Here is a 12,477-nt window from a genome sequence, read left to right as displayed (position 1 = left end):
CCGAGCTGGTAAAACAAGGGCCTGCCTGACGGCAGGCCCTAACCAGCCCGAACACAAAAAAACTGATACTCCCCGATGAGTAACTGGCCCGGTGCATCAAGAGGTAATGTGCAGCACTGCTTTTGTCACCGACATGAACGACTTGCGCCCGCTGGAATTTCACCATTCCGCTCTCGGACAACGCAATGAGGTCGGCAACGGCCACTTCACAGACAACCCATCGCGCATCGGCATGAACACTCAAAAAGGCGCTGGTTCCAACACCCCACAATAAACCTGCCAGTCCATTTTCATGTGCTTTTGTGGGTTGCCAGTGCCTGCACTCAACGGTCCCTGAGACAGGCCACACCAAACCACAGTGATCGGCCATGTTATTTGCACATGTCCGTAATACCAACGCTTTTTCGAGATTCATTACAGCGCCCTCATAGATCCTTTAAATGAAAGTAGCCGCACTCATCAATTCACACGTTAACGGCCAGCTACGATATCAACCTTCACATCCCACACGCGAAACTGCGCCAGGCAATCCACTTACCGACCACGCGCAATGACGCTCTAAAAACGTATCACACCCAACTAATAAATATTAATCAATACGGATTTTTACTATTTATTTTCGACAACTGGAATAAAAAAACCTTAACTTTTTCACCTCAAAAACTTTTTAAATTACGCTCACCCCTTTGCAGCTTAAAGTTATTTTCTGATTAAATTTTTAAATAAGCCGGACGTCTGCGCGCATGTACTCGACCTGAGCGGCCCGCACAGCCAAGGTTTTCAATGAAGAGGAAGGTCACGTCTTACTGGCTGGCACCCGCAACTAACAACGCGCTGAATACACCGATATTAATTTACTGAAACTTGCCGCATGCCCGGAGTTTTTGAAGAGCCGCACTCAACTACAACTTGCCACGCACATTGGCGCGCACATGAATAGCATCATGACGCCAGTATTCAAGATCGCAATCAATCAGTCGATCACGCTGGTCATAGTTTATTCTTGCAATACGCAGGCCGGGGCTGCCCAGGGAAACCTTCAAGGCGGCTGCAGCGTCGGCATGCAGTGCCGTGGGGACCATATCGAAACGTACTTGTCCGTAATGCAGGTCATAACAGCGGGCATAAAGCTCGGTGAGTGACTCGTTCAGGTCGTGATCGAGGATGCCGGGGAATAATTCCGGCCTCAGGTAATGCTCGACATAGAGCACCAGCCGCTGATCGATACGCCGGGCGCGGCAGATCTGGATCACGCTCGACAGCGCAGGCAGTTCGAGCATTTCGCAGATCATCGCCGAAGCCGGTTGCAGACGTGCCGACAGCAGCTGAGTGTGAGCCACTCTTCCCTGCGCGCAGACCATTGCGTGAAAATGGCTGCGCCGAATCAAGTCATACGCCAGTCGTGGCGGGGAAATGAACCAGCCGCGACGCTCTTCACGGTAAATAAGCCCTTGCGCCTCCAGTTGCACGAGGGCCTCACGCAACGTGATACGGGTGGTAGCGAACACCTCGCTAAGCTTGCGTTCCGCAGGCAGCTTGCTGCCATGCGGCAACAAGCCATGTTCGATCTGCTCCTGCAGAGCACTGCAAATCGTTGTTACCGCCCGTGGCACATCTTCGCGCATTCCGGTATCCGTCTGGACTAGACCAGCTCTATTGCGGGGCACACATCAGTGCAACCGACGCCATTAACTCCATTGCTTCAAGCCTAGGCCGGGCACATGACCATTCTGTGACATGACAAAACACGATACATGCCAACTGCTCCGAAAAAAGGCCTTTAGCCGTTGAAAAGCAAGCACGATCCCATGGTCTACGCTTAGCGCCAGGCACTGCCGAACCACGTTAAAAACAGCTTCTGGCACTGAACACGACACGAAAATGTCATGCAAAAAGCCTAACTTGGCTCAGGTATTGCTGATCTAGACCAAACAATCCGAAACGAACACTTCTTGCAAGAAGTGCACTAGGAGCTCCGAATGAAACATCTTTTGTTGGCATCACTCCTCGGTTCAGCCATGGCAATGAGTTCGCTGGTCATGGCTGCGGACACAGACCTTAAAACGCTGGAGGCTGCGGCCAAGGCTGAAGGTGCGGTCAATAGTCTCGGCATGCCGGATGACTGGGCTAACTGGGGTGGCATCTGGAAAGACCTGGAAACCAAATACGGCCTCAAGCACATGGACACCGACATGAGTTCGGCCCAGGAGATCGCCAAATTCGATGCGGAGAAAGACAACGCCAGCGGTGACATCGGCGACGTGGGTGCCGCGTTCGGCCCTATAGCCGTCGCCAAAGGCGTGACCCAGCCTTACAAGCCAACCACTTGGGAGCAGATTCCGGACTGGGCCAAGGACAAGGACGGCCATTGGGCGCTGGCCTATACCGGCACCATCGCCTTTATCGTCAACAAGAACCTGTTGCACGGCTCTGAAATACCGAAAAGCTGGGCCGACCTGAAAACCGGTAAATACAAGGTTTCCATTGGTGATGTAAGCACTGCTGCGCAAGCAACCAATGGTGTACTGGCCGCAGCCATTGCCATGAAAGGCGACGAAAGCAACATCGAGCCAGGCCTGGCACTGTTCACCGACCTGGCCAAGCAGAAACGCCTGTCACTGGCCAACCCGACCATTCAAACCATCGAAAAAGGCGAAATCGAAGTCGGCGTGGTCTGGGACTTCAACGGTCTCAACTACAAAGCCAAGATGGCCAAACCGGATGACTACGTGGTGCTGATCCCTTCGGACGGTTCGGTGGTTTCCGGCTACACCACCATCATCAACAAATACGCCAAGCACCCGAACGCCGCCAAACTGGCGCGTGAATACACCTTCAGCGATGCCGGTCAGATCAACCTGGCCAAAGGCAATGCGCGTCCGATTCGCGTTGAACACATCAAGCTGCCAGACGACGTGAAAGCCCAGTTGCTGCCGCATGAGCAATACCTCAATGCCAAGCCGATCAAGGACGCAGATGCCTGGGAAAAAACCTCCAAAGCGCTGCCTCAGAAGTGGAACGAGCAGGTCATCATCGAGATGAACTGATTCTCTCCTGCGGCTCAGGGATGAAGTCGTGTACATCGGGCGAGCCAGACTCGCCCGTTCTTTTAAAGCGAGTCGCCCATGAAACACAACGTCATCCTGATCGTGCTCGATGGCCTCAACTACGACGTGGCCCGCCACGCAATGGGCCATCTTCAAGCCTGGCATGATGCTGGCCGTGCCGCGCTCTACAAGCTGGAATGCGAGCTACCCGCCCTCTCCCGCCCCCTGTACGAATGCATATTGACCGGGGTCGCGCCTATCGACAGCGGCATCGTGCATAACAACGTTTCCCGCCTGTCTAACCAGCGCAGCGTCTTTCACTACGCTCGTGACGCCGGCCTGACCACTGCAGCGGTGGCCTATCACTGGTTCAGCGAGCTGTATAACCGCACGCCGTTCGACACGGCACGCGATCGTCATACCGAGGCAACGGAACTACCCATTCAGCACGGGCTGTTCTACTGGGCCGATCACTACCCGGACTCGCACCTGTTCGCCGACGCTGAAAGCCTGCGCCTGAAACATGCACCGAACTTTCTGCTGATTCACCCCATGAACATCGACGACGCCGGGCACAAGCACGGCCTCGACACTGCGCAATATCGCAACACCGCCCGCAATGCCGACATCATTCTGGCTGACTACCTGAAACGCTGGCTGGACGCGGGTTATCAAGTGCTGGTGACCGCCGACCACGGCATGAACAACGACCGCTCGCACAATGGCCTGCTGCCGGAAGAACGCGAAGTGCCGCTGTTCGTGCTGGGTGATGCGTTCAGCCTGAATGTCCATGCAGCGCCACGCCAGACCGACCTGTGCGGCACCATCTGCGAATTGCTCGGCATACATCACGACAAACCGGTCTGCCGGGAGATGCTCAATTGACCCGATTTTCCCGAGGCAAGTGGCTGGGGCTGTTGTGCCTGGTGCCCTTTGCCGTGTTCTTCATTGTGTTTCAGATTGCGCCGCTGCTCTGGGTGGCGATTCACAGCCTGCAAAGCGACGCCGGTTGGGGCTGGGAAAACTTCACCAAAGCGTTCAGCTCGAAGTTCTATCGGCAGGCGATCCAGTACAGCCTGGAGATCAGCTTCTGGTCGAGCCTGTTCGGCATCATCATCTCTGTGCTGGGTGCCTATTCGCTGCGCAAGGTAGACTCGCGGCTGCGCGATTTCGTCAATCCGTTCGCCAACATGACCAGCAACTTTGCCGGCGTTCCATTGGCGTTCGCATTCATCATTCTGCTGGGTTTCAACGGCGCATTGACCCTGATCCTCAAGCAAACCGGGATCATTGATGACTTCAACCTGTACTCCAAGACCGGGTTGATCATCCTCTACACCTACTTCCAGATCCCGCTTGGCGTGCTGCTGCTCTACCCGGCATTTGACGCGGTGCGCGAGGACTGGAACGAGTCGGCGGCGCTATTGGGTGCCAGCAGTTATCAATTCTGGCGCTATATCGGCCTGCCGGTCCTGACCCCAGCGCTGCTCGGTACGTTCGTGATTCTGCTGGCCAACGCGCTGGGCGCGTATGCCACGGTGTACGCCCTGACCACCGGCAATTTCAACGTGCTGCCGATCCGCATTGCCGCGATGGTGGCAGGCGATATCACCCTGGACCCGAACATGGCCAGCGCTCTGGCGATGATTCTGGTCGGGCTAATGACTCTGGTCACAGTCGTCCATCAGTGGCTGTTGAAGAGGAGCTACCATGTCGCGCGCTGAACGAAGGCCCGCGGGCATTTACCACAAAACCGTGGTTTACCTGCTGTTCCTGACCCTGTTGCTGCCACTGGCCGGGACCTTTCTGTACTCGATTTCCACCAGTTGGTCGGCGACCATTCTGCCCAGTGGCCTGACCTTCAAGTGGTACGTGGCGCTGTGGAGCGATCCGCGTTTTCTGGCGGCGTTCGGCCAGTCACTACTGGTATGCGTCGGCGCGTTGATACTCTCGGTGCTGCTGATTCTGCCGCTGCTGTTTGTCGTCCATTACTACTTCCCGCGCCTCGACGGGCTGATGAACATCCTGATCCTGCTGCCGTTCGCCGTGCCTCCCGTGGTCTCGTCGGTCGGCCTGCTGCAACTCTATGGCTCCGGCCCCATGGCCATGGTCGGCACGCCGTGGATTCTGATCGGCTGCTATTTCACTGTTGCCCTGCCTTTCATGTACCGCGCCATCACCAATAACCTGCAGGCCATCAACCTCACGGACCTGATGGACGCCGCCCAGTTGCTCGGCGCCAGCACCTGGCAGGCGGCTTTCATGGTCGTGCTGCCTAACCTGCGCAAGGGCTTGATGATTGCCCTGCTGCTGTCGTTCTCGTTCCTGTTTGGCGAATTCGTGTTCGCCAACCTGCTGGTCGGCACCCGCTATGAAACCTTGCAGGTCTACCTGAACAACATGCGCAACAGCAGCGGTCACTTCAACAGCGCGCTGGTGATTTCCTATTTCCTCTTCGTGCTGGTGCTGACCTGGGCCGCCAATCGACTGAACAAGGACAAAGACTGAAATGAGTTTTGTCAGCATTGAAAACCTGCAGAAAAGCTATGCCAGCACGTCAGTGTTCAGCGACATCAACTGCAGTATCAAGAAAGGCGAGTTTGTCACCTTGCTCGGCCCGTCCGGCTGTGGCAAGTCCACGTTATTGCGCTGCATTGCCGGGCTGACGCCAGTCAATAGCGGGCGCATCCTGCTTGATGGCACTGACCTGGTGCCGCTCACACCACAAAAACGCAACATCGGCATGGTGTTCCAGAGCTACGCGCTGTTTCCCAACATGACCGTCGAGCAAAACGTCGCGTTTGGCCTGCGAATTCAGAAAGTCAGTGCGGCCGACAGCGAAAAGCGCGTTGCCGATATTCTGCGCATGGTCGAGCTGCACGACTTTGCCGCGCGTTATCCGCATCAGTTATCCGGCGGGCAATGCCAGCGCGTGGCTCTGGCGCGCTCGCTGGTCACTCGCCCACGCCTGCTGTTGCTTGATGAGCCGCTGTCGGCACTGGATGCGCGAATTCGCAAAAACCTGCGTGAGCAGATTCGCGCCATTCAGCGCGAGCTGGGCATTACCACGATCTTCGTGACCCACGATCAGGAGGAGGCGCTGACCATGTCCGACCGCATCTTCCTGATGAACGAAGGCCGGATCGTGCAGAGTAGTGACGCAGAAACCCTTTACACCGCTCCGGTTGACGTGTTCGCTGCGGGTTTCATCGGCAACTACAACCTGCTGGAAGCCGAAGACGCCACGCGCCTGATGCAACGCCCGATCACCAGCCGCATTGCGATTCGCCCTGAATCGATCCAATTGAGCCTGACCGGCGAACTGGAAGGCGAAGTACGCAGTCACAGTCTGCTCGGCAACGTCATCCGCTACCGGATACAGGCCCGCGGCGTGGAACTGGTGGTCGACGTACTGAACCGCAGCGCCGACGACCTGCACCCGGATGGAAGGCGTGTAACACTGAACATCGAACCGTCGGCGCTCTGTGCTCTGAACTAACCGTGCTCTGAACTGATTTTGTTCTGCACGGATAACGCCACACGCTTGCCGATCAAGACGCCAAGCGTGAAGCTGACAGCTGATTCAACAGACTTTTAGGAGAAACGCACATGCCCCTGGCAATTTTCGACCTGGACGAGACCCTGATCGGCGGCGACTGTGCCACGCTCTGGAGCGAGCAGATGGGTCGCCTGGGCTGGGTCGACTCAACCTCGTTCATGCAGCGCAACGACGAACTGATGGCCGCCTACAGCGCAGGCGAGCTGGCAATGGAAGACTACATGGCGTTCAGCCTGGAACCCATGGCTGGCCGTACGCCTGAAGAAATCGATCATCTGGTCGGCCCGTGGGTTGAGGACGTCATCGAGCCGATCATCTACAGCGACGCCTGCAAATGTATTGCCCAGCATCGCGCCAAAGGCGACCGGATCCTGGTGATCTCGGCGTCAGGTGTGCACTTGGTAAAACCCATCGCAGAACGCCTCGGGATCGACGAAGTGCTGGGTATCGAACTGGACGTGCAACATGGCGTGTACAGCGGTGCCACGGTCGGCGTGCTGACCTATCGGGAAGGCAAGATCACGCGCCTGATGGAGTGGCTGGACGCCGAAGGGGAAAACCTTGAAGGGGCGAGCTTCTACTCGGATTCACGCAATGACCTGCCGCTGCTGCTCAAGGTTGACCACCCCAATGTGGTCAACCCCGATGCCGTGTTACTGGAACACGCGCAGAAAGCAGGCTGGCCGGTGCACGACTGGAGCTGAGTCCAGAGGCACCGACGGGTCAGACCAGGCTTTCGTCGATGACCAGCACGATCTTGCCGGATACCGTGTTGGTCGCCAGCTCTTCGAACGCAGCGTCGGCATCCTTGATCGCAAAGGATTTCGCCAGTTGCGGCTTGAGGCGGCCTTCAGCGAACAGCGGCCAGACGTGCTGGCCCAGGTCGCTGAGCAGGTCGGCCTTGAATGTGTCATCGCGACTGCGCAAGGTCGAACCCATCAACTGGATACGTTTGCCCAGCACGTGCGCCAGATCCACCTGCGCCTCGCGCCCGCTCATGATACCGATCAGCACCCAGCGACCGTCCAGAGCCAACAGTTTGACGTTGAGTTCGGCGTAGCTTGCGCCCACCGGGTCGAGAATGACGTTGAACGGTGCAAAATCGTTCAGGCCTTCAAGACTTTCGCTACGTACTACGCCCCCCTGTGCTCCCAGTTCGACGCAATAGGCCAGACGCTCGGTCGAACCGACACTGACCCAGACCGGGTTGCCGAACGCTTTGCAAAGCTGAATACCGGCTGAACCAACCCCACTTGCGCCTGCGTGCAACAACACTTTTTCACCCGGCTTGAGGCCTGCCAGCTGAAACAGATTGAGCCACGCGGTGGCATACACCTCAGGGATGGCGGCGGCCTCATGCAGCGACAGCCCTTCTGGAACTGGCAGTACATGTCGCCCGTCGACCACCACTTCTTCAGCCATCGCCCCGCCCGCCAACAGCGCGCAGACGCGGTCTCCGACCACCCAGGACGTGCCCGGACCCACTTCGGCGATCACCCCCGAGCACTCCAGACCGAGCGTTTGAGTGACCCCGGGCGGCGGCGGATACTTGCCCTCGCGCTGTAACAGATCGGCTCGATTCAAACCTGCCGCAGCCACTTTGATACGTACCTGCCCCACATCAAGGGCCGGACTCGGCTCCTCGACCCATTCCACATGTCCTTCAACGCCTTGCAATGCCTTCACGGTGCCTCCATAGTGAGTCCAGACTGAGCCCGTGGCTGTTTTGCCCGGGCTTTTGCATTATGCGGCCGGGTCCGAAGGAACCGGCGACCTCAAAGACGGCCTAATATGCGTTATCAATTGTCCTCGCGTCGAATCAGCATGAAGCAATTATTCCCCAGCACTGCCCTCGCACTGTTTGTCGGCCTTAGCGTTTTGCCGATGTCAGCCAGTACCTTTGCCGCCAACAGCTGGGATAATCTTCAGCCGGACCGCGACGAAGTGATTGCCAGCCTCAACGTGGTTGAGCTGCTCAAACGACATCACTACAGCAAGCCGCCCCTGGACGACAAGCGTTCAGCGATTATTTACCAGAGCTACATCAAGCAACTGGACCCCTCGCGCAGCTATTTCATGGCCAGCGACATTGCCGAATTCGACAAATGGCAGTTCCAGTTCAACGACTTCCTCAAAAGTGGCGACCTGAATCCGGGTTTCACTATCTACAAGCGCTACCTGGACCGCATCAAGGCGCGTCTGGACTTCGCGCTGGCTGAGTTGAGCAAGGGCGTCGACAAGCTTGACTTCAATACCAAGGAAACCCTGCTGGTGGACCGCAAGGACGCCGCATGGCCCAAGGACACTGCCGAGTTCGACGAGCTATGGCGCAAGCGCATAAAAGATGAAGTCCTGCGCCTGAAGATCGCAGGCAAGGACCCGGCGAAGATCCAGGAAACCCTGACCAAGCGCTACAAGAATCAGCAGGCCCGTCTGAACCAGACTCGCGCAGAAGATATCTTCCAGGCCTACATCAACACGTTCGCCATGTCTTATGACCCGCACACCAACTACCTGTCGCCTGACAGCGCGGAAAACTTCGACATCAACATGAGCCTGTCGCTGGAAGGCATCGGCGCTGTGTTGCAGAGCGATAACGACAACGTGAAAATCGTGCGTCTGGTCCCGGCAGGACCTGCGGCCAAAACCAAGCAGGTCGCGCCGGCCGACAAGATCGTGGCCGTTGCCCAGGGCGACAAGGAAATGGTCGACGTGATCGGCTGGCGTCTGGATGAAGTCGTCAAGCTGATCCGCGGTCCGAAAGGTTCCGTGGTCCGTCTGGAGATCATCCCGGCCAGCAATGCGCCGAATGACCAGACCAGCAAAATTGTCGCCATCACCCGTGAAGCGGTGAAACTCGAAGAACAGGCGGCCAAGAAGTCGATCCTGCACCTCAAACAGGATGGCAAGGACTACAAACTCGGGGTCATCGACATCCCTGCGTTCTATCTGGACTTCAAGGCCTACCGTGCTGGCGATCCGGAATACAAGAGCACCACCCGTGACGTGAAGAAACTGCTTACCGAGCTGCAGGCCGAGAAGGTCGATGGCGTGGTACTGGATCTGCGTAACAATGGTGGCGGTTCGTTGCAGGAAGCGACCGAGCTGACCAGTATGTTCATCGACAAAGGCCCGACCGTGCTGGTGCGCAACGCCGACGGCAAGGTCGATGTGCTGGAAGACGAAGCCAAAGGCGCGTTCTACAAAGGCCCTATGGCCTTGCTGGTCAACCGTCTGTCCGCTTCGGCGTCGGAGATTTTCGCTGGCGCGATGCAGGATTATCACCGCGCACTGGTGATCGGTGGCCAGACCTTCGGTAAAGGCACCGTGCAGACCATTCAGCCGCTCAATCATGGCGAACTGAAACTGACCCTTGCCAAGTTCTACCGGGTTTCCGGTCAGAGCACCCAGCATCAGGGTGTAGTGCCGGACATCACTTACCCGTCGCTGATCGATACCAAGGAAATTGGCGAGAGTGCCCTGCCCGAGGCCATGCCATGGGACAGCATCAAAACGGCGATCAAACCTGCCATCGATCCGTTCAAGCCCTTCCTGGCCCAACTGCAGGCGCGACATGAAGCGCGTTCGGCGAAAGACGCCGAGTTCGTGTTCATTGAAGACCGCCTGGCGCTGGCCAAGAAGCTGATGAACGAAAAAACGGTCAGCCTCAATGAAGCAGACCGTCGCGCCGAGCATGCGTCCATCGAAAGCAAGCAGCTCGCGCTGGAAAACACCCGCCGCAAGGCCAAGGGTGAAGAGCCGCTGAAAGAGTTGAAGAAAGAAGACGAAGACGCGCTGCCAGTGGAAGACGAGAAAACCAAACCCGAGGACGATGCCTACCTGGCAGAGACCGGGCGTATTCTGATCGACTATCTGGGGCTAAGCGCCGCTGTGGCAAAAAAATAAGGCAGACTCATTGATGGCCATTTAGCTTCAACGTCATCAAACAGTCATGAAGCTGTCGTGAAATACGGGGCTGAACGCGCAAGCGCTCAGCCCTTTTTATTCTCTTCGAGACGACCATGACCCTAACCGAACAGTTGAGCACACTGAGTTCAATTCTGGCTCGTGGTGATTTGCACAGCTTGTTCCAGCCCATCGTTTCGCTATCGGAACGTCGAATTCTGGGTTATGAAGCCTTGACCCGCGGACCGTCCAACAGCGCGTTGCATTCGCCCCTGAACCTGTTTGCCATCGCTCGACAGGCAGGCCGCCTGAGTGAGCTGGAACTGAGTTGCCGTGACAGCGCCTGCCGGCGTTTCAGTCAGCAGAAGTTGCCGGGCAAGCTGTTCCTCAACGTCTCTCCCGAATCGCTGCTCGAAACGTCTCATCCGCCGGGCCGGACGCTGGAAATGCTGCGCCGATACCACATCGCGCCGAAGGACGTGGTCATCGAACTGACCGAGCAGATGCCTACCGATGATTTCGACCTGCTGTACAACGCGCTGCACCACTACCGCGACATGGGCTTCTCCATCGCGCTGGATGATCTGGGTGCCGGTTATTCGAGCTTGCGACTCTGGTCGGAGCTGCGCCCGGACTACGTGAAAATCGATCGGCACTTCATCGACGGAATTCACCAGGATGCGGTGAAGCGCGAGTTCGTTGGCTCGATGCTGCAGATGGCTAAGGCTTCCAGAGCGACCGTGATTGCTGAAGGCATCGAATTGCCCGAAGAGCTGGCGGCGCTGAAGGACATGGGCGTGGATCTGGTTCAGGGCTATCTGCTTGCCCGTCCGCAAGAGCGCCCGCCACGCGAAACCCGCGCCATGCTGCCCAAGGCAGAGACCACCAGCGCGCCGTTGAACGAAGAAGCGGCAGACCTTTCTGCCCTGCTCAACCCGCAACCATCAGTCAGCCAGTCCACGCCCACAGCTGAGGTGCTGGAAGCGTTTCGCAGGCAGGCCAATCTCAATTCGCTGGCCGTGCTGGACGACGAGGCCAGGCCCTGCGGCATCGTCCATAGGCATTCATTGTCCGAGGCACTGCTCAAGCCCTTTGGTACCGAACTGTTTGCCCGCAAGCCAATCAGCCGCCTGATGAGTGATGACTTTCTGGCCGTGGAAGTCAGCCAGTCACTGCAACAGGTCAGCCGACTGTTGACCAGCCGAGCCCGGCAGCGCATCGAAGAGGATTTCATCATCACCTCCAACGGTACCTATCTGGGCCTGGGACGGGTAATCGATGTTCTGAAGCTGATTACCGAGATGAAAATCCAGCAGGCACGTTACGCTAACCCGCTGACCCTGCTGCCCGGCAATGTTCCGATACAGCAATGCCTGACGCGTCTGCTGCAACAGGGCCGCGAATCGGTGATCTGCTACGTGGACATTGACAGCTTCAAGCCTTTCAACGACATCTACGGTTACGCCCGTGGTGATGAAGTGCTGCTGTGTCTCGCGCAGTGCCTGAACGACCGTATCGACCCAAGCAGGGACTTTGTCGGACACATCGGCGGGGATGATTTTCTGATGGTGCTGGGCGTCGAGGATTGGGAGCGGCGCCTGAAAACCCTGCTGGATGATTTCCAGAATCAATGCCGACGTTTCTACCGCGCGGAGCATCTGGAAGCCGGTTGCTTCGTCGCCCTCAACCGACAGGCGCAGCGTCAGGAGTTCCCGTTGTTATCACTGTCGATTGGCGTAGTACATCTGCACGAAGAAAGCTGCACGCTGGTCGATGCCAGCCAGCTGGCCGACCTGGCCTCACAAGCCAAACATTTCGCCAAGGACGTTGCTGGCGCGAGCATTCATGTGATCGATTCGACGCGGCTGGATTTATTGGTACAAGCGTGAGGGTAAATGAGCTGAACGTGCGACTTCGCGAGCAAGCTCGCTCCCTCAGGTTCGCTGTTGTGGGAGTGACCGGGCG

11 protein-coding genes are annotated in these 12,477 nt (G+C 57.3%); 8 read left to right on the top strand and 3 right to left on the bottom strand.

Going from position 1 to position 12,477, the window contains the following annotated elements; genetic code table 11:
• Together AO277_RS28820 and AO277_RS25250 are read right to left on the bottom strand one after the other, a co-directional pair.
• Positions 1–415 (bottom strand): DUF7666 domain-containing protein (locus AO277_RS28820; protein WP_503434372.1); only part of this gene is annotated, 415 nt, incomplete at its 3' end.
• Between the two features lie 487 nt (positions 416–902).
• The gene (locus AO277_RS25250; protein ID WP_005732905.1) at positions 903–1,625 is read right to left on the bottom strand and encodes a UTRA domain-containing protein; all 723 of its coding nucleotides are present in this window, start codon (positions 1,623–1,625) and stop codon (positions 903–905) included.
• Positions 1,626–1,979: 354 nt separating this feature from the next.
• Here AO277_RS25250 and AO277_RS25245 point away from each other — a divergent pair, with 354 nt between their 5' ends.
• The 6 genes from AO277_RS25245 (at position 1,980) to AO277_RS25220 (ending at position 7,310) form a co-directional block, all read left to right on the top strand.
• Positions 1,980–3,047, top strand: a complete 1,068-nt coding sequence (locus tag AO277_RS25245; protein WP_002552647.1) for an ABC transporter substrate-binding protein — start codon at positions 1,980–1,982, stop codon at positions 3,045–3,047.
• Positions 3,048–3,125: 78 nt separating this feature from the next.
• A complete protein-coding gene (locus tag AO277_RS25240; protein WP_044317745.1) occupies positions 3,126–3,932 on the top strand; it encodes an alkaline phosphatase family protein in 807 nt (268 codons plus the stop codon).
• The gene (locus tag AO277_RS25235) at positions 3,929–4,771 is read left to right on the top strand and encodes an ABC transporter permease (RefSeq protein WP_044317744.1); all 843 of its coding nucleotides are present in this window, start codon (positions 3,929–3,931) and stop codon (positions 4,769–4,771) included. Before AO277_RS25240 ends, AO277_RS25235 begins: the two co-directional genes overlap by 4 nt.
• Entirely contained in the window at positions 4,758–5,555 is a 798-nt protein-coding gene (locus AO277_RS25230) for an ABC transporter permease (protein ID WP_044317743.1), read from the top strand. The genes AO277_RS25235 and AO277_RS25230 overlap by 14 nt, the downstream gene beginning before the upstream one ends.
• Before the next feature lies 1 nt (position 5,556).
• The gene (locus AO277_RS25225; protein WP_044317742.1) at positions 5,557–6,546 is read left to right on the top strand and encodes an ABC transporter ATP-binding protein; all 990 of its coding nucleotides are present in this window, start codon (positions 5,557–5,559) and stop codon (positions 6,544–6,546) included.
• Between the two features lie 110 nt (positions 6,547–6,656).
• Positions 6,657–7,310, top strand: a complete 654-nt coding sequence (locus tag AO277_RS25220) for an HAD family hydrolase (RefSeq protein WP_002552642.1) — start codon at positions 6,657–6,659, stop codon at positions 7,308–7,310.
• A 19-nt stretch (positions 7,311–7,329) separates the two neighbouring features.
• On the opposite strand, the gene AO277_RS25215 is transcribed toward AO277_RS25220, so the two are convergent.
• On the bottom strand, positions 7,330–8,292 hold the full coding sequence (locus tag AO277_RS25215) for an NAD(P)H-quinone oxidoreductase (RefSeq protein ID WP_044317741.1): 963 nt from the start codon (positions 8,290–8,292) through the stop codon (positions 7,330–7,332).
• A 138-nt stretch (positions 8,293–8,430) separates the two neighbouring features.
• Between AO277_RS25215 and AO277_RS25210 the strand changes: the two genes are divergently transcribed.
• Positions 8,431–10,512, top strand: coding sequence for a carboxy terminal-processing peptidase (locus AO277_RS25210; protein ID WP_180273465.1), 2,082 nt, complete (start codon positions 8,431–8,433; stop codon positions 10,510–10,512).
• A gap of 116 nt (positions 10,513–10,628) precedes the next feature.
• Complete coding sequence (locus AO277_RS25205; RefSeq protein WP_044317739.1) at positions 10,629–12,401, top strand: bifunctional diguanylate cyclase/phosphodiesterase; 1,773 nt, start codon at positions 10,629–10,631, stop codon at positions 12,399–12,401.
• The last annotated feature ends 76 nt before the right edge of the window (positions 12,402–12,477 follow it).

The sequence above is a fragment of the Pseudomonas amygdali genome (assembly GCF_002699855.1).
In the GTDB taxonomy this organism is placed as follows: domain Bacteria; phylum Pseudomonadota; class Gammaproteobacteria; order Pseudomonadales; family Pseudomonadaceae; genus Aquipseudomonas; species Aquipseudomonas amygdali.
The sequence above is the reverse complement of the archived record's forward strand: the minus strand, read 5'-3'. Positions and strand labels throughout refer to the sequence as shown.

Excerpts from the sequence above, each read along its gene's own strand:
- AO277_RS25250 (WP_005732905.1), bottom strand. The coding sequence starts at position 1,625 with ATGCGCGAAGATGTGCCACGGGCGGTAACAACGATTTGCAGTGCTCTG.
- AO277_RS25245 (WP_002552647.1), top strand. The coding sequence starts at position 1,980 with ATGAAACATCTTTTGTTGGCATCACTCCTCGGTTCAGCCATGGCAATG.
- AO277_RS25240 (WP_044317745.1), top strand. The coding sequence starts at position 3,126 with ATGAAACACAACGTCATCCTGATCGTGCTCGATGGCCTCAACTACGAC.
- AO277_RS25230 (WP_044317743.1), top strand. The coding sequence starts at position 4,758 with ATGTCGCGCGCTGAACGAAGGCCCGCGGGCATTTACCACAAAACCGTG.
- AO277_RS25225 (WP_044317742.1), top strand. The coding sequence starts at position 5,557 with ATGAGTTTTGTCAGCATTGAAAACCTGCAGAAAAGCTATGCCAGCACG.
- AO277_RS25220 (WP_002552642.1), top strand. The coding sequence starts at position 6,657 with ATGCCCCTGGCAATTTTCGACCTGGACGAGACCCTGATCGGCGGCGAC.
- AO277_RS25210 (WP_180273465.1), top strand. The coding sequence starts at position 8,431 with ATGAAGCAATTATTCCCCAGCACTGCCCTCGCACTGTTTGTCGGCCTT.
- AO277_RS25205 (WP_044317739.1), top strand. The coding sequence starts at position 10,629 with ATGACCCTAACCGAACAGTTGAGCACACTGAGTTCAATTCTGGCTCGT.